Source organism: Micrococcus sp. 63XJN7_6_ISO-PGPR-S23-444, from assembly GCF_058072765.1.
This window is the reverse complement of the sequence record NZ_CM176516.1, coordinates 662,106-687,823: the sequence shown is the minus strand read 5'-3', so window position 1 is coordinate 687,823 and position 25,718 is coordinate 662,106. Positions and strand designations below refer to the sequence as shown.

The 25,718-nt window shown below is 73.9% G+C and carries 24 protein-coding genes; 1 reads left to right on the top strand and 23 read right to left on the bottom strand.

Annotation, left to right across the window (positions count from 1 at the left end; translation table 11 throughout):
- Positions 1 to 3: 3 nt before the first annotated feature.
- The 5 genes from AC3RJ9_RS03180 to rpsO form a co-directional block, all read right to left on the bottom strand.
- The gene (locus AC3RJ9_RS03180) at positions 4 to 522 is read right to left on the bottom strand and encodes a hypothetical protein (protein ID WP_036315008.1); all 519 of its coding nucleotides are present in this window, start codon (positions 520 to 522) and stop codon (positions 4 to 6) included.
- Complete coding sequence (gene dapB, locus AC3RJ9_RS03175) at positions 515 to 1,306, bottom strand: 4-hydroxy-tetrahydrodipicolinate reductase (RefSeq protein ID WP_036315005.1); 792 nt, start codon at positions 1,304 to 1,306, stop codon at positions 515 to 517. The genes AC3RJ9_RS03180 and dapB overlap by 8 nt, the downstream gene beginning before the upstream one ends.
- Before the next feature lie 43 nt (positions 1,307 to 1,349).
- A complete protein-coding gene (locus AC3RJ9_RS03170) occupies positions 1,350 to 2,678 on the bottom strand; it encodes a M16 family metallopeptidase (RefSeq protein WP_036315003.1) in 1,329 nt (442 codons plus the stop codon).
- A gap of 83 nt (positions 2,679 to 2,761) precedes the next feature.
- Positions 2,762 to 5,023, bottom strand: a complete 2,262-nt coding sequence (locus AC3RJ9_RS03165) for a polyribonucleotide nucleotidyltransferase (protein WP_101965593.1) — start codon at positions 5,021 to 5,023, stop codon at positions 2,762 to 2,764.
- Between the two features lie 296 nt (positions 5,024 to 5,319).
- Positions 5,320 to 5,589, bottom strand: a complete 270-nt coding sequence (rpsO, locus tag AC3RJ9_RS03160) for a 30S ribosomal protein S15 (RefSeq protein WP_017488396.1) — start codon at positions 5,587 to 5,589, stop codon at positions 5,320 to 5,322.
- Between the two features lie 131 nt (positions 5,590 to 5,720).
- On the opposite strand from rpsO, the gene AC3RJ9_RS03155 reads away from it, so the two are divergent.
- The gene (locus tag AC3RJ9_RS03155) at positions 5,721 to 6,725 is read left to right on the top strand and encodes a CPBP family intramembrane glutamic endopeptidase (RefSeq protein ID WP_044658601.1); all 1,005 of its coding nucleotides are present in this window, start codon (positions 5,721 to 5,723) and stop codon (positions 6,723 to 6,725) included.
- On the opposite strand, the gene AC3RJ9_RS03150 is transcribed toward AC3RJ9_RS03155, so the two are convergent.
- The 18 genes from AC3RJ9_RS03150 to AC3RJ9_RS03065 form a co-directional block, all read right to left on the bottom strand.
- On the bottom strand, positions 6,703 to 7,545 hold the full coding sequence (locus tag AC3RJ9_RS03150; protein WP_036314991.1) for a class I SAM-dependent methyltransferase: 843 nt from the start codon (positions 7,543 to 7,545) through the stop codon (positions 6,703 to 6,705). The two genes, AC3RJ9_RS03155 and AC3RJ9_RS03150, sit on opposite strands and share 23 nt — an antisense overlap.
- Positions 7,542 to 8,519, bottom strand: coding sequence for a bifunctional riboflavin kinase/FAD synthetase (locus AC3RJ9_RS03145; RefSeq protein ID WP_036314988.1), 978 nt, complete (start codon positions 8,517 to 8,519; stop codon positions 7,542 to 7,544). The genes AC3RJ9_RS03150 and AC3RJ9_RS03145 overlap by 4 nt, the downstream gene beginning before the upstream one ends.
- A complete protein-coding gene (locus tag AC3RJ9_RS03140; RefSeq protein ID WP_036314984.1) occupies positions 8,519 to 8,950 on the bottom strand; it encodes a hypothetical protein in 432 nt (143 codons plus the stop codon). Before AC3RJ9_RS03140 ends, AC3RJ9_RS03145 begins: the two co-directional genes overlap by 1 nt.
- A gap of 11 nt (positions 8,951 to 8,961) precedes the next feature.
- Positions 8,962 to 9,330, bottom strand: coding sequence for a hypothetical protein (locus AC3RJ9_RS03135; RefSeq protein WP_002855305.1), 369 nt, complete (start codon positions 9,328 to 9,330; stop codon positions 8,962 to 8,964).
- Complete coding sequence (truB, locus tag AC3RJ9_RS03130; protein WP_101965594.1) at positions 9,327 to 10,292, bottom strand: tRNA pseudouridine(55) synthase TruB; 966 nt, start codon at positions 10,290 to 10,292, stop codon at positions 9,327 to 9,329. The genes AC3RJ9_RS03135 and truB overlap by 4 nt, the downstream gene beginning before the upstream one ends.
- A 13-nt stretch (positions 10,293 to 10,305) precedes the next feature.
- Positions 10,306 to 10,758: a 30S ribosome-binding factor RbfA gene (gene rbfA / locus AC3RJ9_RS03125; protein WP_036314977.1), complete on the bottom strand. Its 453-nt coding sequence runs from the start codon at positions 10,756 to 10,758 to the stop codon at positions 10,306 to 10,308.
- A gap of 80 nt (positions 10,759 to 10,838) precedes the next feature.
- Complete coding sequence (gene infB, locus AC3RJ9_RS03120) at positions 10,839 to 13,607, bottom strand: translation initiation factor IF-2 (RefSeq protein WP_063190293.1); 2,769 nt, start codon at positions 13,605 to 13,607, stop codon at positions 10,839 to 10,841.
- Between the two features lie 191 nt (positions 13,608 to 13,798).
- On the bottom strand, positions 13,799 to 14,098 hold the full coding sequence (locus AC3RJ9_RS03115; protein ID WP_225348391.1) for a YlxR family protein: 300 nt from the start codon (positions 14,096 to 14,098) through the stop codon (positions 13,799 to 13,801).
- A gap of 84 nt (positions 14,099 to 14,182) precedes the next feature.
- Positions 14,183 to 15,169: a transcription termination factor NusA gene (nusA, locus tag AC3RJ9_RS03110; RefSeq protein ID WP_123243989.1), complete on the bottom strand. Its 987-nt coding sequence runs from the start codon at positions 15,167 to 15,169 to the stop codon at positions 14,183 to 14,185.
- 1 nt (position 15,170) lies between these two features.
- Positions 15,171 to 15,758 carry a ribosome maturation factor RimP gene (gene rimP, locus AC3RJ9_RS03105; RefSeq protein ID WP_049147994.1) on the bottom strand — a complete coding sequence of 196 codons (588 nt, stop codon included), beginning with the start codon at positions 15,756 to 15,758 and terminating at the stop codon, positions 15,171 to 15,173.
- 130 nt (positions 15,759 to 15,888) lie between these two features.
- On the bottom strand, positions 15,889 to 16,638 hold the full coding sequence (locus AC3RJ9_RS03100; protein WP_179288550.1) for a sulfite exporter TauE/SafE family protein: 750 nt from the start codon (positions 16,636 to 16,638) through the stop codon (positions 15,889 to 15,891).
- A gap of 43 nt (positions 16,639 to 16,681) precedes the next feature.
- Positions 16,682 to 18,508: a proline--tRNA ligase gene (locus AC3RJ9_RS03095; RefSeq protein WP_063190292.1), complete on the bottom strand. Its 1,827-nt coding sequence runs from the start codon at positions 18,506 to 18,508 to the stop codon at positions 16,682 to 16,684.
- Between the two features lie 120 nt (positions 18,509 to 18,628).
- Entirely contained in the window at positions 18,629 to 19,561 is a 933-nt protein-coding gene (locus AC3RJ9_RS03090; protein ID WP_036338411.1) for a GNAT family N-acetyltransferase, read from the bottom strand.
- The gene (gene ispG / locus AC3RJ9_RS03085; RefSeq protein ID WP_036338390.1) at positions 19,536 to 20,687 is read right to left on the bottom strand and encodes a flavodoxin-dependent (E)-4-hydroxy-3-methylbut-2-enyl-diphosphate synthase; all 1,152 of its coding nucleotides are present in this window, start codon (positions 20,685 to 20,687) and stop codon (positions 19,536 to 19,538) included. The genes AC3RJ9_RS03090 and ispG overlap by 26 nt, the downstream gene beginning before the upstream one ends.
- 138 nt (positions 20,688 to 20,825) lie before the next feature.
- Positions 20,826 to 22,193 (bottom strand): M50 family metallopeptidase, encoded by a 1,368-nt coding sequence (locus AC3RJ9_RS03080; protein WP_036338393.1) that lies wholly within the window; start codon positions 22,191 to 22,193, stop codon positions 20,826 to 20,828.
- Positions 22,190 to 23,374, bottom strand: coding sequence for a 1-deoxy-D-xylulose-5-phosphate reductoisomerase (dxr, locus tag AC3RJ9_RS03075; RefSeq protein WP_152743296.1), 1,185 nt, complete (start codon positions 23,372 to 23,374; stop codon positions 22,190 to 22,192). The genes AC3RJ9_RS03080 and dxr overlap by 4 nt, the downstream gene beginning before the upstream one ends.
- A gap of 190 nt (positions 23,375 to 23,564) precedes the next feature.
- Entirely contained in the window at positions 23,565 to 25,187 is a 1,623-nt protein-coding gene (locus AC3RJ9_RS03070; protein ID WP_036314064.1) for a solute symporter family protein, read from the bottom strand.
- Positions 25,184 to 25,558, bottom strand: coding sequence for a DUF485 domain-containing protein (locus tag AC3RJ9_RS03065; protein ID WP_041104222.1), 375 nt, complete (start codon positions 25,556 to 25,558; stop codon positions 25,184 to 25,186). The genes AC3RJ9_RS03070 and AC3RJ9_RS03065 overlap by 4 nt, the downstream gene beginning before the upstream one ends.
- Positions 25,559 to 25,718 lie beyond the last annotated feature (160 nt).

The following is a 25,718-nucleotide window of genomic DNA, read 5'->3' as shown; positions in this document are numbered from 1 at the left end:
GCGTCAGCCGGCGCGGTGCAGGCGGACGGCCTCCCGGGCCGCCTCGCGGGCGCGGCGGCGGTCGCCCGAGGCGTCGTAGGCCAGGGCGAGGCGGTAGCGGGCGCGCCAGTCGCGTGGTGCGGCCTCGGCCTCCACGCGGTACAGCTCGAACTGGGCGTCGGCGGCCTCCCGGTCGATCCGGCCGCCCGGCGAGCGCGGCAGGTCGTCCTCCGGCAGTCCGCCCTCGGCCTCGAGCTGGTCGGCCAGGCGTTCGGTCTGGCGGCCGAACCACACCTCGCGGGCCAGGACGGCCACGGTCACCAGCACCACGAGGATGACGCCCACGCCGATCGCCTTGGCCAGCGGCTGCGGGGCGCGCACCAGCGCGACGGACGCGTTGAGGGCGAACCCGGCGAACAGCAGCACGAGCAGGCAGACGAAGCCGACCCACACCTTGCTCATCACGGTCGAGCGGCGGGCACGGGCGGCGGGCTCGGTCGGGCCCACGGCGCCGTCGTCGGGAGTGCGGGAGGGCTCAGCCAAGGTCCAGGTATCCGTCCAGTCCGTAGGTCAGACCCGGGCGGGAGGCCACGGTCCGCAGGCCGAGGACGACGCCGGGCATGTAGGCGCCGCGGTCGAACGCGTCGTGCCGGACCACGAGCTGCTCGCCCGGCCCGCCCAGCAGCACCTCCTGGTGCGCCTCCAGGCCACGCAGGCGCACCGCGTGCACATGCACGCCGTGGACGACGGCACCGCGCGCGCCGTCCGGGTCGTGCTCGGTGGCGTCCGGGGAGACGGGCACGCCGGCCGCCTCCCGGGCCGCGCCGATGAGCTCGGCGGTCCGCACGGCCGTGCCCGACGGGGCGTCCACCTTGTCCGGGTGGTGCAGCTCGACGAGCTCGACGGACTCGAAGTACCGCGCCGCCTGCGCGGCGAACGCCGAGGCCAGCACCGAGCCGACCGAGAAGTTCGGGGCGATCAGCACGCCCACCCCCGGGTGCTCCGCCAACTGCGCCTCGAGGCGCGCGCGGCGCTCGGGCACCCAGCCCGACGTGCCCACGACCGTGTGCAGCCCGTGCTCCACGGCGAAGGCCACGTTCTCGGGCGAGGCGTCCGGCACCGTGAGGTCCAGGACGTGCGTGGCGCCGGCGTCGAGCACCGCGTCCAGGCGGTCCTGCGAGCCGAGCTCGGCCACGAGCTCCAGCCCCTCGGCCGCTCGCACCGCGGGCACCGCGTGGCGGCCCATGCGGCCATGGGCGCCCAGGATCGCGACGCGCGGGACGTCGTCGGGAGCGGACACGGCGGAGGGGGTGCGGGTCTCGGTCATGGCCTCCAGCCTACGCGGCCCGCCCCGGCGGCCGTGGCCGAGGTCAGGCCGGGGCGACGACGACGCGCGCCCGGTCCCCCGCGGCCAGGCGCGCGGCCACGGCCCGGACCTGGCCGGCGTCGACCTCGCGGACCCGGGCGAGGGAGGCCGCCAGGTCCACGTACTCCCCCGTGACCAGCTCGGCCCGTCCCAGCCGGGACATGCGGGCGCCCGTGGACTCCATGCCCAGCACGGTGCCGCCGCAGATCTGCCCGTGGGCGCGCGCGAGCTCCTCCCCGGTGACGTCGGCCTCGGCCATCCGGTCCAGCTCGGCCTCCATCAGCGCGGCCACCTCGTCCACCCGGTCCGGCTGGCAGCCCGCGTACAGGCCCCAGTAGCCGGCGTCGGAGTACCCGGCGGAGAACGAGTAGGTGTTGTAGGCCAGGCCGCGGCGCTCGCGGATCTCCTGGAACAGCCGCGAGGACATGCCCCCGCCCAGGACGGACTGCATGACGCCCAGGGCGAAGCGGTCCGGGTCCGTGGTGGACAGCGAGCGGCCGCCGACGAGGACGTTGGCCTGCTCGACCGCCTTGGTGACGGTGTGCGTGCCGGTCCGCACCCGCGAGGCCGCGGCCCCGGCGGTGTCCACGGCACGACGCGGGGCGGGCAGGGCCCCCTGGGTGAGCTCCCAGCCCGAGGCGCGCAGGGCGGCGAGGACGAGGCGGCAGACCTCGTCGTGGTCGAGGTGGCCGGCGGCGGTGACGACGAGCTCGTCCGGGCGGTACCAGTGCGTGTAGTGCCCCACCACATGGTCGCGGGTGACGGCCCGGATCGTCTCGGGCGTGCCGCCGATCGGCCGGCCGAGGGGGTGGCCGTCCAGCATGACCTCGGCGAGCTTCTCGTGGGCCACGTCCACGGGGTCGTCCGCGTCCATGGCGAGCTCCTCGAGGATCACGCCGCGCTCGGTCTCGAGCTCGTCCGGGTCGATCAGGGAGGAGGTGAGCATGTCCGTGAGGACCTCCACGGCCATCGGCAGGTCCTCGTCCAGCACGCGGGCGTGGTAGACGGTGGACTCCTTGGCCGTGCCGGCGTTGGACTCCCCGCCCACGCGGTCGAAGGCGGCCGCGATGTCCATCGCGGTGCGCGTGGGAGTGCCCTTGAAGAGCAGGTGCTCGAGGAAGTGCGTGGCGCCGTAGCCCTCGGGCGACTCGTCACGGGACCCGACGGCCACCCAGTAGCCGATGGTCACCGAGCGCTGGTCCGGCATGGCCTCGGTGAGCACGCGGACGCCGCCGGGCAGCACGGAGCGGCGCACCACGGAACCGTTGCCCTCGTCCGCCAGCACGCCGTCGAAGTCCAGGGGGATCTCACGGTGAACACTCATGACGGCCATTCTCGCCCATGCGCGACGACGGCGCCGCACCACTCGCGGGGAGGGTGCGGCGCCGTCGTGGTCACCGGGCCGGGCGGGGCGGATCAGGCCTCGATCTGCGAGGACTCGATCGCGTCCGCGGTCTCGGCCAGGGCGTCGGACTCCGCCACCACCGGGGAGAGGGACAGCTTGCCGCGGTCGTCGATCTTGGTGATCTCGACCTGGACCTTCTGGCCCACGCCGAGCACGTCCTCGACGTCGTCCACGCGCTTGCCCTCGTTGAGCTTGCGCAGCTCGGAGATGTGCAACAGGCCGTCCTTGCCCGGGGTGAGCGAGACGAACCCGCCGAACGTGGTCAGCTTCACCACGGTGCCGAGGTAGCGCTCGCCGATCTCGGGGACCTGCGGGTTGGCGATCGCGTTCACCGCGGAGCGCGCGGCCTCGGCCGAGGCGCCGTCGGTGGCGCCGATCAGCACGGTGCCGTCGTCCTCGATGGTGATGTCCGCGCCCGTGTCGTCCTGGATCTGGTTGATCATGGCGCCCTTGGGGCCGATGACCGCGCCGATCTTGTCCACCGGGATGCGCACGGAGATGATCCGCGGGGCGGTGGGGGCCATCTCGTCCGGGGCGTCGATGGCGGCGTTCAGCACGGACAGGATGTGCAGGCGCGCCTCGCGGGCCTGCGTCAGGGCGGCGGCCAGCACGGAGGCCGGGATGCCGTCCAGCTTGGTGTCCAGCTGGATCGCGGTGACGAACTCCGCGGTGCCGGCCACCTTGAAGTCCATGTCGCCGAACGCGTCCTCGGCGCCGAGGATGTCGGTCAGGGCCGCGTACTGGGTCTGGCCGTCCACCTCGGCGGAGACCAGGCCCATGGCGATGCCGGCCACGGGCGCACGCAGCGGCACGCCCGCGTTCAGCAGGGACAGGGTGGAGGCGCAGACGGAGCCCATCGACGTCGAGCCGTTGGAGCCGAGGGCCTCGGAGACCTGGCGGATCGCGTAGGGGAACTCCTCGCGGGCCGGCAGCACGGGCACGAGGGCGCGCTCGGCGAGGGCGCCGTGGCCGATCTCGCGGCGCTTCGGGGAGCCCACGCGGCCGGTCTCGCCGGTGGAGTACGGCGGGAAGTTGTAGTGGTGCATGTACCGCTTGGCCGTCTCCGGCGCCAACGAGTCGATCTGCTGCTCCATCTTGAGCATGTTCAGCGTGGTGACGCCCATGATCTGGGTCTCGCCGCGCTCGAAGATGGCGGAGCCGTGCACGCGGGGCAGGACCTCCACCTCCGCGGTCAGCTTGCGGATGTCCGTCAGGCCGCGGCCGTCGATGCGCACCTGGTCGGTGAGGATGCGGCGGCGCACGATCTGCTTGGTGAGGGAGCCGTAGGCCTTGGCGATCTCGCCCTTGCGCTCGGCGAAGTCCTTGCCCTCGCCGGCGAGCTCCTCGAGCACCTCGAGCAGGTAGGCGTCCGAGGCCGACTCGCGCTCCTGCTTGTCGCCGATGGAGAAGATCTCGGTCAGGCGGTCCGTGGCGAGCTTCTCGACGGCGGCGTAGGCGTCGTCCTGGTAGTCCTGGAACACGGGGACGTCCACCGGGTCCTTGCCGGCGCGCTTGACCAGGTCGGCCTGGGCCTCGCACAGGGCGCGGATGAAGGGCTTGGCGGCCTCGAGGCCCTCGGCCACGATCTCCTCGGTGGGCGCCTGCGCGCCGCGCTCCTTGACCAGGGTCCAGGAGTCCGGGGTCGCCTCGGCCTCGACCATCATGATGGCGACGTCGTCGCCCACCACACGGCCGGCCACGGCCATGTTGAACACGGCGCCCTCGAGCTGGGAGTGCTTCGGGAACGCGACCCACTGGCGCGTGCCGGAGCCGTCGTCCATGAGGGCCATGCGCACGCCGCCGATGGGACCGGAGAACGGCAGGCCGGACAGCTGCGTGGACAGGGAGGCGGCGTTGATGGCCACCGTGTCGTAGATCTCGTCCGGGGCGATCGAGGTGACGGTCACGACGACCTGGACCTCGTTGCGGATGCCCTTGACGAACGCCGGGCGCAACGGGCGGTCGATCAGGCGGCAGGTGAGGATCGCGTCCGTGGACGGGCGGCCCTCGCGGCGGAAGAACGAGCCGGGGATGCGGCCCGCGGCGTACATGCGCTCCTCGACGTCCACGGTCAGCGGGAAGAAGTCGAAGCCCTCGCGGGGCGACTTGCCGACGGTGGTGGCGGACAGCATCGACGTCTCCTCGTCGATGTAGACCATGGCGGCGCCGGCGGCCTGCTGGGCGAGGCGCCCGGTCTCGAAGCGGACGGTGCGCTTGCCGTACGAGCCGTTGTCGATGACGGCCTCGGCGAAGGTGATCTCAGGACCCTCCATGAGGGCCTCCTTTCAGGTGGACGGCGCCGCAGGCGTCCCTGTCCCCCTGGTCTTCGATCGAGGCCCTCGGCATCCCGCCGTGCGGCGGGGTCCGGGAGCCACTGTCGAGGACCGCGAGCGATGGGCGCGGAGCCGTCGGGTGTGTCGATGATGCGGGGATGCGCGCCATGGCGCGCCGGAGTGCCGCAGGCTGCGGCGATCTCTCCCCCGGGACACACTACGTGCGTCCGGGGGCAGACGAAAGGCGGCGCCGGCGCTCGCGGGTCTCCCGCGGGCTCCGGCGCCGCCTCCTCAGGTCACTTGCGCAGGCCGAGGCGCTCGATCAGCGCGCGGTAGCGCTCGATGTCGACCTTCTGCAGGTAGCCGAGCATGCGACGACGGCGACCGACCAGGGCCATCAGGCCGCGACGGGTGTGGTGGTCGTGCTTGTGCTCCTTGAGGTGCTCGGTCAGGTCCTTGATGCGGCGGGACAGGACCGCGATCTGCACCTCGGGGGAACCGGTGTCGCCCTCGTGGGTGGCGTACTCCTTGATGATCTGCTGCTTGACAGCGGGATCCAGGGCCATGGTGGGCCTCCTTCACTTCGGTACCGCGAACACGGGCCGCGCCCCGCCGGGGCGGACGACGCGGGGCCCACCCCACCGCGGACTGCAGGGAGGCCGAGGGTCGAGTCTACCGCATCGCCTACCCTGGCCCGGTGAGCACCCCACCGGTCCCCCACTCCCCGGCCCCGTCGTCGTTCCCCCTCCGGCCGCCCGCGCCGCCCCTGGATCTGCCGCTGATCGGCCACGGCTACCCCGCGCTGCTGCGCACGCCGCGGGCCCGATGGTGGAACCCGCTCGCGTCCTTCGGCCTCGTGCTGGCCGGCCTGGTGGGTCTCCTCGTGCTCGGGGGCGTGCTGGGCGCTCTCGCCCTGATCGCCACGTCCGGGCCCGCGCTGCTCGGCGCGGCCGACCCGACGGACGTGACCGACCTCGACCTGTACTCCGCGCCCATGGTGCTGCTGAACAACCTCCTGCTCGCCGCGCTGATCGGGGTCGCGCTGCTGGCCGTGGCGCTGGGCCACCCCGTCGCCGCCCGCTTCGTCCACTCGGTCGAGGGCCGCGTGCGCTGGCGCTGGCTGGCGCGCTGCGTCGTCGTGCTGACGCCGCTGTTCCTCGCCTACGTGCTGGGCGCGTGGGCCCTCGACGGCGCCCCCACGGCCCCGCGCGCGCAGGACTGGGTCTGGCTGCTCGTCATGGCGTTCGTGCTCACCCCGTTCCAGGCCGCGGGCGAGGAGTACCTGTTCCGCGGGTGGCTGCTGCTGGCCGTCGGCACGTGGATCCGCCGGCCGGTCGTGGCCGCCGCGGTCACCGCGGTGCTCTCGGCGGCGACCTTCTCGCTCGCCCACGGCTCGCTCGACCCGTGGATCCTGCTGGACCTCGCCGCGTTCGCCGTCGCCGCCGTCCTGCTCACGTGGCGCACGGGCGGGCTCGAGGCCGCCGTCGCCCTCCACGTGGTCAACAACGTGGTGATCATCGCCGTCGGCACGCTCGTGGGCACCGTCGAGGACAGCTACGTGGGCGCGGAGACCGCCGGCTCCCCGGCGGCCACGCTGCTCTCGGTGGCGGTGGTCGCGGTGGCCACGGCGCTGCTGCTCTGGCAGGCGCGGCGGGCCGGGATCGCCCGGACGGTCCCGGTCACCGTGGGCGCCCGCCCCTGACCGGCGCCGCCCACCAGGCCACCGTCACGTAGGGCACCTGCAGGACCGCGTCCGCCGCATGGCCCAGGTGCTCGTGCAGGTACCAGTCGAGGTTGGCCGTCATCCGGGACCGGATCCGCTCGTCCGCGCGCAGCCAGTACGAGCGCGAGGCCATGAGTCCGTGCAGCCCCGCCGCGGTCATGGGCTGCGTCCACGCCCAGCGCGCGTGCTCCTCCGCCCCGAACGGGGCGGCGAACCGGCGCTGCTCCGGCCGGGCGGCGTGCACGTCCCCGGCGTGCATGATCCGGGTGAGACGGTGCACCCACGGCACCGCCGTGTCGAGCTGGTTCCACACCGCGGCCAGGCGCCCACCCGGGCGCAGCACCCGTGCGGCCTCCGCGCTCGCCGCGGCCGGGTCCATCCAGTGCCATGCCTGGGCCGCCACCACGGCGTCGGCGCTCGCCGCCGGCAGGCCCGTGGCCTCGCCCGTGCCCGGCACGGCGCGCACCCGCCCGCCCGTGCCGGCCGCGACCTCGCGTTCCAGGACGGCGCGCATCGACGCCGACGGCTCGAGGGCCGTCACCGTCCGCACCCGGTCCGCCGGGCGGGCCGCGAGCAGCCGGGTGAACAGTCCCGTCCCGGCCCCGAGCTCCACCACCTCCGCGCCGTCGGCGATGCCCGCCAGGACGCGGTCCACCACGGCGGCCGGGTAGGAGGGGCGGACGGCGTCGTAATGCTCCCCGCCGGTCTCGAAGGGGTTGGGCCCGGCCCGACGGGCCCGGGCCGGGCGCCCCGGCAGGTTCGGCACAGCGGGGGAAGCGCCCGGCTCCGGGGCGCTCACCGGTCGGAGGGGGTCGTGGCCAGGATCGCCCGGGCCTCGTCCACGTCCTGCGTGATCTGCGCCACGAGCTTCTCGACGCCCTCGTAGGCGACCATCCCGCGCAGCCGGGCCACGAACTCGACCTCGATGTGCTGGCCGTACAGGTCGAAGTCCTCCACCCGCTCGTCATGGCGGTCGATCACGTGCGCCTCCACCACGCGGGAGACGTCCTCGAACGTGGGGTTCGAGCCGATGGAGATCGCGGCCGGCCACACGCCGCCGTGCGCGTCGTGCACCCAACCGGCGTAGACGCCGTCGGCCGGGATCATGCCCTGCACATCCGTCTCGAGGTTCGCCGTGGGGAAGCCGAGCTCGCGGCCGCGCGCGAACCCGTGCACCACCTCGCCGGCGAGCACGTGGTGCCGGCCGAGCACGGCCGCGGCCTGAGCGACGTCGCCCGCGGCCAGGGCCTCGCGCACCCACGTCGAGGAGCAACGGCGCTCCGGCTCGGCCCCGTGCTCGGCGGGGAACTCCTCGACGGCCTCGACCTCGAAGCCGTAGCGGGCCCCCAGGCGCACCATCTCCGCGACGTCGCCGGTGTTGCCCCGGCCGAAGCGCACGTCGTGCCCCACGACCACGACGGCGGCATGCAGCCCGTGCACGAGCATGCCGCGGACGAACTCCTCCGGGGACTGGTCCGCGAACTCGAGGGTGTACCGCTGCAGGAGCACCGCGTCCAGACCCGCCTCCTCCAGGAGGACGACCCGCTGCTCGGGGCTGATGATGTCCACGTGGGGCACCTCGGGCTGGTGCACGGCGCGCGGGTGCGGGGTGAAGGTCACGGCCACGGCCAGGGCGTCGCGGGCCCGCGCCAGCTCGACGACCCGGCGCAGCACCTCCCGGTGGCCGCGGTGCACGCCGTCGAAGTTGCCCAGGGTGACCACGGTGCGCGGCAGGTCCGTGGGGACCTCGTCCAGGCTGTTCCAGACCCGCATCAGAGCGCCCCCGCCTCGGCCGGGCGGGCGGGGCGGTGCGTCAGCAGCCAGATCAGGCCGACCACCGGCAGCACGAGCGGCACATAGCCGTAGCCCGCGCCGAACCGGGACCACACGGTGTCGTGGGCGAACATCCCCGGATCCAGGACGGTCCACAGGCCCACGCCCACCACGCCGGCCAGCTCCACGAGCACGGCGCCCAGCGCCACGGCCCAGGCGCGCGCGCCGGAGCGGGCGAGCGCGAACGTCGCCACGATGTACACGACCGCCGCGACCGCGGAGAGCGTGTACGCCACGGGGGCGGCGTCGAACTGCGTGAGGATCTGGAAGAGGCTGCGCGCGCTCGCGGAGAGGGCGAACACCGCGTAGACCATGACGATGATCCGGCCGAGACCCTGGTTGCGCGCGGGGGCGCCGTCGCTGGGTGCCATGTCCATCCTCCTCACCACTGCCCGAACCAGATGACCTGCATGCGATGCAGCATCACGGCGATCGTGGGCCCGACCACGGCCAGCACGAGGTTGGACCACCGGGTCTTGTCCGTGACGGCCCAGCCCACGGCGATCACCGGCACGATCAGGGCGGTGAGGATGTAGCCCCAGAACTCCCAGCCGGGGCCGTTCAGGGTGTCCCCGCCGAGCTGGCGGACGGCGGCGGCCGCCGCATAGACGAGCGTGAACAGCTCGACGGCGGCCACCGAGAGGATCGAGGCGTCCGCGGGGTGGCGGCGGATCGCCGTCATCACCACGCAGACGACGAACGAGACGGCACCGATCACCAGTCCCGTCCAGAACCAGGCGTCGAGGATCATGCGGTCCTTCCCTGTCCCGGCCCCTCGGCCGGGGCGAACACGAGCTGGGGCTTGGCGACGTCGGCGCCGCGGCGGCGCACGTCGGAGACGAGGGCGATGACGCGGCCGTCCGGCGCGCGCCCGGCGACGAGCGTCTCACCCGTGCCGGTGGGCGCCACGACCCGCCCGAAGGCGAGCTCGTGGGCCTCGTGCTCCGTCAGCTCGCGCACCGGGAAGAGCCCGGCGGCGGCCTCGGAGAGCTCGGTCATCGCGAACCGCTCCGCGAGGGCCTCGAGCGAGAGCGCGTCGGCCACGTCGAACGGGCCGACGGCGGTGCGGCGCAGCGCCGTCAGGTGACCGCCGGTCTCGAGGGCCTCGCCCAGGTCGCGGGCGAGCGCCCGGATGTAGGTCCCGGAGGAGCAGCGCACGGTGACGTCGAGGTCGACCAGCCGGCCGCCGTCGAGCCGGCGCAGCTCGTGCACCGTGAACTCGTGCACGGTGACGGGGCGGGCGTCGAGGGTGACGTCCTCTCCCGCGCGGACGCGATCGTAGGCGCGCCGGCCCGCCACCTTGACGGCGGAGACGGCCGAGGGCGCCTGCAGGATCTCGCCCGTGAGGGCGGCGACCTGCTCGGCCGCGCGCTCGGGCGTGACGGCGTTGGCCAGCCGGGTCTGCACGACCTCGCCCTCCGCGTCGTCCGTGACGGTCGACTGCCCGAGCCGGATCGTGGCCGTGTACGTCTTGTCCGTGCCCGTGATGGCGGTCAGCAGGCGCGTGGCCTTGTTGACGCCGACCACGAGCAGGCCCGTGGCCATGGGGTCCAGGGTGCCGGCGTGGCCCACCTTGCGGGTGCCCGCCAGCCGGCGGACCCGCCCGACGACGTCGTGCGAGGTCCACCCCTGCGGCTTGTCCACGAGGACGACCCCCGACGCCTCCGTTCCCGGCGCGTCGGGGGCCTGTCCCCCGGTGCTGCGTGCGCTCACCGTGCCGCGGGCCTCAGGCGCGCGGGGCGTCGTCGGCGTCGGCGTCCGGCTCCGCGGTGCGGTACGGGTCCGCGTCACCGGCGTACGACGCGCCCTCGCGCGCCTTCGCCAGCTCGGCGTCCCGCTCCTTGGCCGCGCGGAGGACGTCCTCCAGGTGTGCGGCCGCCTCGGGGACGGTGTCCGCCACGAACTCGAGGGTGGGCACCAGGCGGATGGTGAGCCCGCGGCCCACCTCGCGGCGCAGGATGCCGCGGTTGTCCTGGATGCCCTCGTGGGCGGCGGCCACCGTGGCCTCGTCGCCCAGGACGGTGTAGTAGACGGTGGCGTGCTGCAGGTCGTTGGTCACGCGGACCTCCGTCACGGTGACGGGCTCCACGCGATCGTCCTTGACGCCGCGGCGCAGCGCCTCGGCCACGAGGACCTTGATGCGCTGGGCCAGGCGGCCGGCGCGTGCCGGATCGGCCATGGTGCGGTTCCTTCCGGTGGTGATGGTTCAGAGGGTGGGACGCGGAAGGCGGGGGCCCGTGCGGGCCCCCGCCCCGGCCGTCAGACGCGCGGCTTCTCCTGCATCTCGAAGGTCTCGATCACGTCGCCCTCCTTGATGTCGTTGAAGCTGCCCAGGCCGATGCCGCACTCGTAGCCCTCGCGGACCTCCGTGGCGTCGTCCTTGAAGCGGCGCAGCGACTCGATCTTGAGGTGCTCGGAGACCACCACGCCGTCGCGCACCAGGCGGGCCTGGGCGTTGCGGCGGATGAGGCCCGAGCGCACGAGCGAACCGGCGATGTTGCCCCACTTGGAGGAGCGGAACACCTCGCGGACCTCGGCCGAGCCGAGCTCGACCTCCTCGTACTCCGGCTTCAGCATGCCCTTGAGCGCGTTCTCGATGTCGTCGATCGCGTCGTAGATCACGCTGTAGAAGCGCATGTCCACACCCTCGCGGTCGGCCAGGTCGGCGACCCGCTCGGCGGGGCGCACGTTGAAGCCGATGATGATGGCGTTGTCCACGGTCGCCAGGTTCACGTCGTTCTGCGTGATGGCGCCGACGCCGCGGTGGATGACGCGCAGCTGCACCTCGTCCTCGCCGACCTCGATCTTGAGCAGCGAGTCCTCGAGCGCCTCGACGGCACCGGACGCGTCGCCCTTGATGATGAGGTTGAGCGTGTCCAGCTTGCCCTCGGCCACGGCCTGGTCGAAGTCCTCCAGGGTGATGCGCTTGCGGCGCTTGGCCAGCTGGGCGTTGCGGTCCGCGGCCTCGCGCTTCTCCGCGATCTGGCGGGCGGTGCGCTCGTCGTCGGTGACGAGGAACGAGTCGCCGGCACGCGGCACCGCGGACAGGCCGAGCACCTGGACGGGACGCGACGGATCGGCCGCCTCCACGGCGTTGCCGTTCTCGTCGAACATGGCGCGCACACGGCCGTGGGCGGAGCCCACCACCATGGTGTCGCCCACGCGCAGCGTGCCGGTCTGCACCAGCACGGTGACGACGGCGCCGCGGCCCTTGTCGAGGTTGGCCTCGATGGCCACGCCTCGGGCGGCCTTGTGCGGGTTCGCCGTGAGCTCGAGGGCGGCGTCCGCGGTGAGCAGGATCGCCTCGAGCAGCTGGTCGATGTTGATGTTGTTGCGCGCGGAGACGTCCACGAACATCGTGTCGCCGCCGTACTCCTCGGGCACGAGGCCGTACTCGGTGAGCTGACCGCGGATCTTGTCCGGGGCGGCGGTGTCCTTGTCGATCTTGTTGACCGCCACCACGATCGGCACGCCGGCCGACTGGGCGTGGTTGAGCGCCTCGACGGTCTGCGGCATGACGCCATCGTCGGCCGCCACCACCAGCACGGCGATGTCGGTGACCTTCGCACCGCGGGCACGCATGGCGGTGAACGCCTCGTGACCCGGGGTGTCGATGAAGGTGAGGCGACGCTGCTCGCCCTCGTGCTCCACGGGCACCTGGTAGGCGCCGATGTGCTGGGTGATGCCGCCGGCCTCACCCTCGATGACGTTCGAGGAGCGGATGGCGTCCAGCAGACGCGTCTTGCCGTGGTCCACGTGGCCCATGACGGTGACGACCGCGGGGCGCGGCTCGAGGTCGGCCTCGTCCTCGTTGGCCTCCTCGGCCTCGAGGTCGATGTCGAAGGCCTCCAGCAGCTCCTTGTCCTCGTCCTCCGGGGACACGATCTGGACCTTGTAGCCCAGCTCGTCGCCGAGCAGCTGGAAGGTCTCCTCGTCGAGGGACTGGTTGGCCGAGGCCATCTCGCCGAGGGTGAAGAGCACCTTCACCAGGTCGGCGACGTCGGCGCGGATCTTCTCGGCGAAGTCGGCCAGGGACGCGCCGCGGCGCAGACGCAGGACGGTGGTGCCGTCGCCCTTGGGGACCTTGACACCGCCGATCTCACGCGTGTGCTGCTGCTCGAACTCCTGGCGCTTCGCGCGCTTCGACTTGCGTCCCCTGCGCGGGCCGCCGCCGCGCCCGAAGGCGCCCTGGGCGTTGCCGCGACCGCCACGGCCGCCCGGGCCGCCGGGACGACCCGGGCCGCCGCCGGGGCCGCCGCCCGGACGGCCACGGCCGCGGGCCGGCTGCGGGGCCGGGGTGATCTGCTTGGGCATCATGCCCGGGTTCGGACGCGGCCCACCGGGGCGGGGGCCGCCGGCGCCCGCGGCCGGGCGCGGACCGCCCGGACGGGGCCCGCCGGCACCGGCCGGCGGACGGGGGCCGCCCGGACGAGGCGCTCGATCCTCACGACCGGAGCGCATGCCCTGCGAGGGGGCGAACGGGTTGTTGCCCGGGCGCGGAGCACCGCCACGGCCGCCCGGGCGGGCGCCCGGACGAGACCCGGCGGAACCGCCCTTGGGGCTGAACGGGTTGTTGCCGGGACGCGGGGCGCCCGGCTTGGGCGCGGAGGCACCCGGCTTGGGCGCAGCGGCGCCCGGCTTCGGCGCGGGGACCTGGGCGGCCGGCGTCGGCGCGGCGGGGCCGGGGGTCGGGGCGACGCCCGGCTTGGGCGCGGCGGTGCGGCCCGCGGCGGGACCGGGCGCCGGGGCGCCGGCATTCGACGTGGGGGCCGCGGCGCGCGGCGACGGGGCGGCCGCCGGCTTCGGCGCGGCGGGACGGCCCGCGGCCGGGGCGGCGGGGGTGGAACCCGGCTTGGCGGCGGACTTGCCGGCACCCGGGTAGGCGTTGCGCAGCTTCTTGACCACCGGGGGCTCGATGGTGGACGAAGCCGAGCTGACGAACTCGCCGAGGTCCTTGAGCGTGCTCAAGGCCTCCTTCGAGGTGATGCCGAGCTCCTTGGCGAGCTCATGGACGCGGACCTTGGCCACGGTTCTCCTGTTCTGGCCCCACGGGCCGGAACGGAGCCGCTCGGGCTGTCCGTCTCAGCGCGTCCTGGGACCGTTGACGTTGCTCCAGGCCGTCGCGCGCGCCACCAGGGCACGCGCACCACGGCCTGCCTGATAGCAGGGGGTGAAGTTCATCGCTGGGCACTCATGCTTCAGTGCTCATCGGGTACGCATCAGATCTCTGACCCGCCTTCATCTGTCGGTCTGTCAGCCGGTGCCTCCGCGGTGCGGACCAGCGCGTCGGCGTCGACGGCGGACCGGAAGGCCCGCCCGAACGCGCGGCGGCGCAGGGCGAGGTGGAGGCAGTCCTCGCCGGGGTGCAGCCATGCACCCCGGCCGGGACGGCGTCGTTCCGGGTCCCAGACGACGGATGGGGGTTCCGTCGAGGAGTCCAGGGCGACGCGCACCAGCTCTTGCCGGTCCGCCCTCGATCGGCATCCGATGCAGGTGCGCACGACCGTCCGAGACGTCATGCGTTCACCCCTCACGGGCGTCGGATCGAGAAAGGACCTCATCCATCCTAGCGCGTCCGGGCCCGGATCTGTTCCCGGGGACGGTCAGCGTCCCGGGGCGGAGGTGGTGACCCCGTCGCCGACGATGTCGATCCGCCAGCCCGTGAGCTTGGCCGCGAGGCGGGCGTTCTGGCCCTCCTTGCCGATGGCCAGGGACAGCTGGTACTCCGGCACCACGGCTCGGGCCGAGTGCTGGTCCGCGTCGAGGATCTCCACCGAGACGGTCGTGGCGGGCGAGAGGGCGTTGGCGATCATCGCGGCGGGGTCGTCCACGTGGTCGACGATGTCGATCTTCTCGTCGTTGAGCTCCGTCATGACGGCGCGCACGCGGCTGCCCATCTCCCCGATGGAGGCGCCCTTGGCGTTCACCCCGGGGCGGGTGGCGCGCACGGCCATCTTGGTGCGGTGGCCGGCCTCGCGGGCCAGCGCCGTGATCTCGACCGAGCCGTCCGCGATCTCCGGGACCTCGAGCTCGAAGAGCTTGCGCACGAGGCCGGGGTGCGAGCGGGACACCGTGACGGACGGGCCCTTGGCGCCGCGCGTCGCGGAGACCACGTAGGCGCGGATCCGGCGGCCGTGGGCATAGTCCTCGCCGGGCACCTGCTCGGGCGGCGGGAGGACGGCCTCGAGGGTGCCGAGGTTCACCTGGACCATGTGGCGGTTCAGGCCCTGCTGGATGACGCCGGAGACGAGCTCGCCCTCCTTGTCCTTGAACTCGCCGAGGACCTTGTCGTCGTCCTCCTCGCGCATGCGCTGGATCATCACCTGGCGCGCCGTGGAGGCGGCCACCCGGCCGAAGCCGTTCGGGGTGTCGTCGAACTCACCGATGGGCGTGTCGTCCTCGTCCAGCTCCGTGGCCCACACGGTGACGTGACCGGTCGCGCGGTCGATCTCCACGCGGGCGCGCTTCAGGGCCCCCGGGGTGCGGTGGTACGCCATGAGCAGGGCCTGCTCGATGGTGGGGAGGAGGCGGTCCATCGGGATCTCCCGCTCCGCCTCCAGCATGCGCAGCGCGCTCATGTCGATGTCCAACTCATGCCTCCGTGTGCTCGGCCGTGTCCTCGCCCGCGGCGGCGTCGGCGTCGCCGGCCTGCTGAGCGGGGCTCCACTCTACCTGCACGATCGCCGGACCGAGGCGGTCGAGGGCGACCCGCTCGGCGGGCAGCTCCTTGGCCCTCATGCCCTTCTTCGCGGGCGGGCGCACCACGGCCAGCTCGACGTCGTCGTCCGTCACGCCCTTCAGGCGGGCGGTCACAGGCGCGGCGTCGTCGACCGAGACCTCGACGAGACGGCCGACGTTGCGGGCGAAGTGGCGGGGCTCGGTGAGCGGGCGGTCCACGCCCGCGGTGGTGACCTCCAGCAGGTACTCCCCCGCGCCGACGCCGGGCACGTGGTCGCCCAGGGCGTCGAGGGCGGCGGAGACCCGGCCGGAGAGGCGGGCGACGTCGTCCAGGCTCAGGCCCTGGGTGCCCGAGGCGCGATCGAGGACCACCTCGACGGTGCGGTGCTCGGCGGTGCCCGTGGCACGCACCTGCTCCACCACCACGTCGTCGGCCGCCAGGGCCTCCTCGACGCGGGTGCGCAGCTCGGCGAGGTCGTCGCGGCGGTCGGTGCTGTCCATGGGGTGCCTCACTCGTCGGGTCGGGGCCGCCGCGTCACGCGGGCGGGGGCCGGGGTCGGGATCCGGGGCCGAGCCTACCGGCGGCCCACGGCGGGGCCGAGTGCTCCCGACCGGGTCGGACGGGGCGGGCTCAGCGCAGCAGCGGGGCGAGGGTGTCCGCGCCGACCTTGACGATGAGCGCGGCCACCACCATGAGGTAGACCACGCGGATGAAGCCGGTGCCGCGGGCGATCGCCATGCGGGCCCCCACGTAGCCGCCCACGAGGTTGGCCGCGCCGAGCAGCAGCCCCAGGCCCAGCACCGCGTGCCCCGAGGGCACGAAGTACGCGAGCGCGCCGAGGTTGGTCGCGAGGTTGACCACCTTCGCCTGTGCCGAGGCGTGCAGGAAGTCGAACTTGAGCAGCAGGACCAGCCCCAGGATGAGGAACGTGCCCGTGCCGGGGCCGAGGACGCCGTCGTAGAAGCCCACCGCCGCGCCGAGCGCCACGGCCCGGGCCAGCGCGGTGCTCCGCCGCGGTCCCACGCCGGCGACCTGCCCGAGGCCCGGGCGCACGGCCGTGAACACGGCGACGGCGATCAACGCCACCAGGATCACGGGCCGGATCACGCCGGCCGGCAGATGCGCGGCCACCACGGCCCCGCCCAGGGCCGCCGCGAAGGCGACGGCGGCCATCGGCAGTGCGGTGGACAGATCCTGCCGCAGGCGCCGCCGGTAGGTGAGCGCCGACGTCGCCGTGCCGAACACCGAGCCGAGCTTGTTGGTGGCCAGGGCCTGGATCGGGCTCAGCCCGGGCACCAGCAGCAGGGCCGGCAGCTGCAGGAGCCCGCCCCCGCCCACGACGGCGTCGATCCAGCCCGCCGCGAAGCCCGCGGCGAGCACGAGGACGAGCAGCCCGGCGGTCAGCTCGACGGCGCCGAACCACTCAGCGCCCGTCGCGCACCTCCGCGAGCACCGCCGCGACGGCCCCGTCCACGGGCACGGGGCGCGCCTCGCCGGTGGCACGGTCCTTGAGCTCGAGCTCGCCGTCCGCCAGGCCGCGGCCGATCACCACGGTGGTGGGCACGCCGATGAGCTCGGCGTCCTTGAACTTCACGCCGGGGCTGACCTTCGGACGGTCGTCCACGAGCACGGTCAGGCCCTCGGCCTCGAGGCCCGCGGCGAGGGTCTCGGCGGCGGCGAGGCCGTCCTCGCCCTTCGTGGCGACGACGACGTGCACGTCCGCCGGGGCCACCGCGCGCGGCCACGCCAGGCCCTTGTCGTCGTGGTAGCGCTCGGCGATCGCGGCGACGGCGCGCGTGATGCCGATACCGTAGGAGCCCATGGTCACCACGACCTGCTTGCCGTGGACGTCGAGGACCTTCAGGTCGAGGGCCTCGGCGTACTTGCGGCCGAGCTGGAAGATGTGGCCCATCTCCATGCCGCGGCGGGTGTGCAGCGGGCCGGAGCCGTCCGGGGCCTCGTCGCCCTCACGCACCGCGGTGGCCTCGAGCACGCCGTCCCACGTGAAGTCGCGGCCGGCCACGAGGCCGAACACGTGGCGCTGGTCCGCGTTCGCGCCGGTGATCCACGCGGTGCCGGGGGCGATGCGCGGGTCCACGAAGAAGGGCAGTCCCGAGACGGAGCCCTCCGCGCCGAGCACCGGGGTGCCCTCGACCGCGTCGGCGGCCGCGGGGCCGATGTAGCCCTTGACCAGGGCGGGGTGCGCGGCCAGGTCCGCGGCGGTCGCGGCCTCGAGCGTGGGCTCGCCGACCACGCCGAGCGCCGGGCCCACGGACGCCTCGAGACGCTTGAGGTCCACCTCACGGTCGCCGGGCACGCCCACGACGAACGGGCGGCGCTCGCCGCCGTCCACCACCGCGGTGACCACGACGCACTTGAGCGTGTCCGCGGCGGTCCACGGCTCGCCGTCGCGCGGGGCCAGCTGGTTGGCGACGTCCACGAGCGCGGCGATGGTGGTGGAGACCGGGGTGTCCTTGACCTCGGCGGCGGGCAGGACCGCCATGGCCGCCTCGTCCAGCGGGGCGGGGGCCACCGTGGTGACGGCCTCGACGTTGGCGCGGTAGCCGCCGTCGGACTCGACGAAGGTGTCCTCGCCCACCTCGGTGGGGTGCAGGAACTCCTCGGAGCGGGAGCCGCCCATCGCACCGGAGGTGGCCCGCACCGGCACGACCTCGAGGCCGAGGCGGTCGAAGATCCGCAGGTAGGCGGCCCGGTGGGCCTCGTACGCGGCGTCCAGGCCGGCGTCGTCCACCGTGAAGGAGTAGGAGTCCTTCATGATGAACTCGCGCCCGCGCAGCAGGCCGGCGCGCGGGCGGGCCTCGTCCCGGTACTTGGTCTGGATCTGGTACAGGTACGCGGGCAGGTCCTTGTACGAGGAGTACAGGTCCTTCACCAGGAGCGTGAACATCTCCTCGTGTGTGGGGGCCAGGAGGTAGTCGTTGCCCCTGCGGTCCTGCAGGCGGAACAGCCCGTCGCCGTACTCATCCCAGCGCCCCGTGGCCTCGTAGGGCTCCCGCGGCAGCAGCGCCGGGAAGTGCACCTCCTGGGCGCCGATCGCGTCCATCTCCTCGCGCACGATCCGCTCCACCTTGGCCAGCACCTTGAGGCCCAGCGGCAGCCACGAGTAGATGCCCGGGGCCGCGCGACGGATGTAACCGGCACGGACGAGGAGCCTGTGGCTCGCCACCTCGGCCTCCGCCGGGTCGTCGCGCAGGGTGCGCAGGAACAGGGTGGACATGCGCAGGGGCATGGCGGGGCCTCCTCGGACGGGCTCGCGCGGTCGGGGGCGGCGCGCGGGACGGGACGACGCCGACACGGGGTGCCCGACGTCCTGACCGCCGATCCTATCGCCCGCGCAGGGTCCGCCGGGTCAGTACAGGACGGTCGCGAACGTGCCGCGCCGCTCGAACCCCACGCGCTCGTACGTGCGCAGCGCGGGGGTGTTGTACGCGTTGACGTAGAGGCTGACCACGGGCGCCTGGAGGCGCACGTAGTCCACGACGGCGGCCATCGCCGACGCCGCCAGACCTCGGCCCCGCGCGGCGGGGGCCATCCACACGCCCTGGATCTGGGCGCACCGGGAGGAGAGCAGCCCGATGTCCGCCTTGAAGCGCAGCGGGCCGCCCGCGTCGCGCGGGCCCGGGTCGATGAAGACGCGCCCGGCGTGGATCAGCCGCTCGACGCGGTCCCGGTACTGGGCCGCGCCGCCGGCGAACGGGGAGAAGCCGAGCTCCTCCTCGAACATCGCCGCGCTGGCCGGCAGGACGCGCGCGAAGTCGCGTGGCTGCGCCTGCACCACGTACGGGTTCGGGTCGATCCCCCCGGCCGCGCCCAGCACGAGCAGCGGCTGGTCGGCGCGCACGGACCGGGACCGGTGGCCCGCGGCGGCGAGGGCCTCGCCGGCGGCCAGCACGGGACCGGCCGGGCCGTAGATCGACCCGTACCGGCGGCGCAGGGCGGCGGTCGCCGCGCCGAGCGCCTCCGCGTCGCCCGGCGCCCAGCCCGCGTCCGGGGCCTCGGACGCGGCGACCGGCACCACGTTCGAGCCGATCCAGACGGCCGCGCGCAGCGCGCCGGCGCCCGGGGCGTCGTCGTCGATCCCGAGGAACAGGGTGCCCGCCGCTCCCCCGCGCGGGCCGGCCAGGCGGCCCGCCTCCAGCAGGGAGTCCACAAACACGTTGGACACGGGGGCGCGGGCGGACAGGGCCGCGAGCGCGGCAGTGTCCGCGTCGGTCAGCAGGCGGACGCGGTCTCCCGTGGCGGCCCGGACCTCCCGGTCAGTGGACGGAGACCACCGGGGCACCGGCGGCAGCCTGGTCACCGCCGTCCTCCCCCAGGTCCATCTCACCGGCGATCCGGTTGGCCTCCTCGATGAGGGTCTCCACGATCTGATCCTCGGGCACGGTGCGGATGACCTCGCCCTTGACGAAGATCTGGCCCTTGCCGTTGCCGGAGGCGACGCCGAGGTCGGCCTCGCGGGCCTCGCCCGGCCCGTTGACGACGCAGCCCATGACGGCCACCCGCAGCGGGACCTCGAGGTCCTGGAGGCCCTCGGTGACCTGCTCGGCCAGCGTGTACACGTCCACCTGGGCGCGGCCGCACGAGGGGCAGGAGACGATCTCGAGCTTGCGCTCGCGCAGGTTCAGGGACTGCAGGATCTGCAGGCCCACCTTGACCTCCTCGACGGGCGGCGCGGAGAGGGAGACGCGGATGGTGTCGCCGATGCCCTGGCCGAGCAGGTAGCCGAAGGCGGTGGCGGACTTGATGGTGCCCTGGAAGGCCGGGCCGGCCTCGGTGACCCCGAGGTGCAGCGGCCAGTCACCCTGCTCGGCGAGCAGCTCATAGGCGCGGGCCATGATCACCGGGTCGTTGTGCTTGACGGAGATCTTGAAGTCCTTGAAGCCGTGCTCCTCGAAGAGGGAGGCCTCCCAGACCGCGGACTCGACGAGGGCCTCCGGGGTGGCCTTGCCGTACTTCTTCAGCAGACGCGGATCCAGGGAACCGGCGTTGACGCCGATGCGGATGGAGGTGCCGTGGTCCGAGGCGGCCTGCGCGATCTCCTTGACCTTGTCGTCGAACTTCTTGATGTTGCCCGGGTTCACGCGCACGGCGCCGCAGCCGGCCTCGATCGCCGCGAACACGTACTTCGGCTGGAAGTGGATGTCCGCGATCACGGGGATGGTGGACTGCTGGGCGATGACCTTGAGGGCCTCGGCGTCCTTGTCCGTGGGGCAGGCCACGCGGACGATGTCGCAGCCGGCGGCCGTGAGCTCGGCGATCTGCTGCAGGGTCGCGCCGATGTCGTGCGTCTTGGTGGTGGTCATCGACTGCACCGAGACGGGGTGCTGCGAGCCGACGCCCACCGAGCCCACCTGGATCTGCCGGGTGGTGCGGCGCGGGGCCAGCACGGGCGGCGGGGCGGACGGCATTCCAAGGCTGACGGGCACGGGGGCGCTCCTCATGGGTTCTCGGGGTCGACGGTGCGGGGCCGCCGGGTTCTCCGGTCCATCCTAGGCGCGCGGGTGCCCCGGGGCGCGGGGCGACCGCCCACGGCGAACGGGCCGGGCTCAGAACAGCCGGACCGGCTCCACGATGTCCGCCACGATCAGGAGGACGCCCATGAGCAGCATCGCCCCACCCACCGCGTAGGTCAGCGGCAGCATGCGGGCCAGGTCGAACGGCCCCGGGTCGGGGCGGCCCGTGATCCGGGCCCAGCCGCGGCGCACCGCCTCCCACAGGGCGCCGGCCACGTGGCCGCCGTCGAGCGGGAGCAGCGGGATGAGGTTGAACACCATGAGCGCCACGTTCACGCCCGCGAGCAGGGACAGCAGCAGGGCGGCCTTGTCCGTCAGCGTGGCCTCCTCGAGGGCCGCCGCCTCCCCGGCGATCCGGCCGACCCCCACCACGGACATCGGGCCGTCCGGGTCGCGCTCGGCCGGGGTCACCACGGCGACGGCGGTGTCCCACAGCCGCTGCGGCAGCACGAGGACGACGTCGACGACGCCCCGCACCTGCTGGGCCACGAGCGGGCCGGCGTCGAGCGGGGTGCCGCGGACCGTCTCGAGCTGCGCGCCCATGCCGATGAACCCGACCTCGTGGGTCGCGACGGTCCCGTCCGGGGCCCGCTCGGGCCGGCCCAGCGCGTCCGTCACGGGCCGTTCCGTCAGGCGCGGGGTCAGGGTGGCGCTCATCCGCTCGCCGTCGCGCTCCCACTCGATCCGGGTGGGCTGTCCGGCGCGGTCCCGGATCGCGGCGGAGAGGGCATCCCAGTCGGAGACCGGCTGCCCGTCGAAGGCGAGCACGGTGTCCCCGGGGCGCAGTCCCGCCTCGTGGGCGGGCCCGGCGGGATCGCCCGGGCGGCAGTCCTCTGTCCCGCCGGAGGCGGCGCGGGCCTGCTGCTCCTGCGTCGTGACCACGCACCGGAAGACCTCGGCGACGGTGGTGCTCGGCTGCGAGGTGCCCACCGTGGTGACCAGCAGGGCGGTGACGCCGAGGGCGATGAGCAGGTTCATGAACGGCCCGCCGAGCATGATCACCACGCGCTTCCACACCGGCAGAGCCAGGAAGCGGCGGTGCTCGTCGCCGGGGCGGACCTCCTCGGCGGCCTGGGCCCGGGCGTCGTCGGCGATGCGGCCCAGCTGCTGGACGAAGCCCGTGGACGCCGTGCGGGGCGTCTGCCCGGGCCGCGGCGGGGGCAGCATCCCGATCATCGCGACGTAGCCGCCCAGCGGGACGGCCTTGAACCCGTACTCCGTCTCCCCGCGGCGCCACGAGACGAGCGTCGGGCCGAAGCCGATCATGTACTGCGTGACGCGCACGCCGAAGAGCTTGGCCGGGACGAGGTGGCCGACCTCGTGCAGGGCGATCGAGACCGCCAGGCCCAGCGCGACCGCGAGGACACCCGCGACGTACCAGAGGATCTCCACGACGGTCACCAGCGGGCCCGCGCCGCACGGCGCGCCCAGATCTCGGCGGCGAGCACGGCGTCCACGGTGAGCGCCGTCGGCGCGGGGTCGTGGCCGGCCGCGGCGAGCACGTCCTCGGGGGCGTAGTCGGCGACGACGGCGCGGACCGTGTCCACGATCCCGTCGAAGGGCAGGGCGCCGGCGTGGAAGGCGTCCACCGCCTCCTCGTTGGCGGCGTTGAACACGGCCATGTGGGTGGGCGAGGCGGCCGCCGCCTCCTTCGCGGCCCGCACGGCGGGGAAGGCCTCCTCGTCGAGGGGCTCGAAGGTCCAGGTGGCCGCCCGCGTCCAGTCGCAGGCCGGGGCCGCGCCCGGGAGCCGGCGCGGCCAGCACAGCCCGAGGGCGATGGGCAGGCGCATGTCCGGCGGGGAGGCCTGGGCGAGCGTGGACCCGTCGACGAACTCGACCATCGAGTGCACGACGGACTGCGGGTGGACCACGACGTCGATCCGGTCCAGGGGTACGTCGAACAGCAGGTGGGCCTCGATCACCTCGAGGGCCTTGTTCATGAGGGAGGCGGAGTTGGTGGTGACGACGCGGCCCATGTCCCACGTGGGGTGGGCGAGGGCCTGGGCGGGGGTGACCGCGTGCAGGGCGGCGCGGTCCAGGCCCCGGAACGGCCCGCCCGAGGCCGTGAGCACGAGGCGGCGGACCTCGTCCGCCGTGCCGCCGCGCAGCGCCTGCGCGAGCGCGGAGTGCTCGGAGTCCACCGGCACGAGCTGCCCTGGTGCCGCGGCGGCCTTCACGAGGGCCCCGCCGACGATGAGCGACTCCTTGTTGGCCAGGGCCAGGCGGTGGCCGGCGTGCAGCGCGGCGAGGGTGGGCCGCAGGCCGATCGAGCCCGTGATCCCGTTCAGCACGGTGTCGGCGCCGGGCCACGCGGCGATCTGCTCGGCGGCGCACGGACCGGTGAACAGCACGGGCCGGGGGGCCGGGCGCCCGAGGCGGGCGGCGGCGTCGGCGAGGGCGGCCCGCAGCTCCCCCTCCCCCGCCGCGGCGGAGCCCACCGCCTCGACCTCGAAGCGCACGGCCTGCTCGGCCAGCAGGGTCGTGTTCGCCCCGCCCGCGAGCGCGACGGCCCGGAGCCGGGCGGGGTCCTGGGCGATCACGTCGAGGCCCTGGGTGCCGATCGAGCCCGTGGAGCCGATCAGGGCGACGGCGCGCGGGGCGCCGCCGTCGTGCGCCGGGGCGGGGGCGGGAAGCGTGTAGTCGGTGAGGGATCCGTGCGTCACCCCGCCATGATGCCAGCCGGGCCTGGACACGGACGGGGGGCCGGCCGGACGGACGCCGCACCGCGACGTCCCGCCCCGCCGGCCCCCGTGGGACCGGGTCAGCTGCGGATCAGTGCTGCACCGGCTTCTCGGCGCCGATGCCGGTGAGGGAGCGGACCTCCATCTCGGCCTGCTTGTCCGGGTCCTCGGCACGCGACGAGGTCACCGAGCCGAGCCAGCCGAGGAAGAAGGCCAGCGGGATGGAGACGATGCCCGGGTTCTTCAGCGGGAACACCGCGAAGTCCGCGCCCGGGATCATCGAGGTCGGCGTCCCGGACATCACCGGGGACAGGACGATCAGGATGATCGCGGAGAGCAGTCCGCCGTACATCGACCACACCGCGCCGCGGGTGGTGAAGCGCCGCCAGAACAGGGAGTACAGGATGGTCGGCAGGTTCGCCGAGGCCGCCACCGCGAAGGCGAGCGCCACGAGGAACGCCACGTTCTGGCCCTGGGCGGCGATGCCGCCGACGATCGCCAGGACGCCGATCACCACTACGGTGATCTTGCCGATCCGCACCTCCTCCTGCGGGGTGAGCGGGTGCTTGGCGATCACGGAGCCGTACACGTCGTGGGCGAAGGACGCCGCCGCCGTGATGGCCAGGCCCGCGACCACCGCGAGGATGGTGGCGAACGCGACCGCCGAGATCAGGCCCAGCAGGATGGAGCCGCCGAGCTCGAACGCCAGCAGCGGGGCTGCGGAGTTCTGCCCGCCGGGCGCGGCCAGGATGCGCTCGGGACCGATCAGCGCGCCGGCGCCGTAGCCCAGCACGAGGGTGAACAGGTAGAACGCGCCGATGAGGACGATGGCCCACACCACGGACTTGCGCGCCTCCTTGGCGGTGGGCACCGTGTAGAACCGCATGAGCACGTGCGGCAGGCCGGCCGTGCCGAGCACGAGCGCGAGGCCCAGGGACACGAAGTCGAGGCGGGTCAGCGCGCTGGCGCCGTACTGCAGGCCCGGCTCGAGGATCGCCTCGCCCTTCGGGTTCTTCTCGACGGCGGCCCCCAGCAAGGCGTTGAAGTCGAAGCCGAACAGGGCCAGCGTCCACACGGTCATGATCCCCGCGCCGGCGATCAAGAGGACCGCCTTGATGATCTGCACGTAGGTGGTGCCCTTCATGCCGCCGATCAGCACGTAGACGATCATGAGCACGCCCACGATCACGATCACGAGGGCCTGGCCGGCCCGGTCGTTGATGTTCAGCAGCAGGGCCACGAGGCCGCCGGCGCCGGCCATCTGGGCCAGGAGGTAGAAGAGGCAGACGGCCATGGTGCCGAAGGCGGCCGCGATGCGCACGGGTCGCTGCTGCAGGCGGAAGGACAGCACGTCCGCCATGGTGAACTTGCCGGTGTTGCGCAGCAGTTCGGCCACCAGCAGCAGGGCCACGAGCCACGCCACGAGGAAGCCGATCGAGTAGAGGAAGCCGTCGTAGCCGTAGAGGGCGATCGCGCCCACGATGCCCAGGAACGAGGCCGCGGAGAGGTAGTCACCCGCGATGGCCGTGCCGTTCTGGGTGCCGGAGAAGCCGCGGCCGCCGGCGTAGTAGTCGGCCGAGGACGCGTTCGTCTTGGACGCGCGGATCACGATCACGAGGGTGACCACCACGAAGGCGACGAAGATGCCGATGTTCACGGCGGGGTTGCCGACCGTCTGCGGGGCGGCCTGGAGCAGGGGGGTGAGCGCGCTCATCGCGTGGCCTCCGGGTTCTCGTGGGCGCCGGCGGCCTCGCGCTCGAGGCGCTCACGCAGCGCGGTGGCGCGGGGGTCCAGGGTCCGGTTGGAGAAACGGACGTAGGCGAAGGTGATCAGGAACGTGGTGACGAACTGGAGCAGGCCGAGGATCAGGCCGAGGGTGATGTTGCCGCCGAGGCGGATCGCCATGAACTCGGGGAAGAACGCGCCGACGATCACGAACACCAGGTACCAGACGAAGAACGCCACGGTCATGGGGAAGGCGAAGGATCGGTGGGTGCGCCGGAGCTCGATGAACTCCTCGGACTGCTGCGCGGCGCGGAACTGCGCGGCCGTGGGGACCGGCGCCGTGGGCTCGCTGGATGACATGGGCCCTCCGGGGGTGCGTGGGACGGATCAGTGTGAGACAGATCACTGTGATGACAACCACACTCTGGCGGGCGGAGGGGTGCGCCGTCAAGCGCGCCCCGGGGCCGTGCGCCCGTGTGACAGCCCCGGGGCGCAGCCGTGCGGACGCGGACGCGCCCCG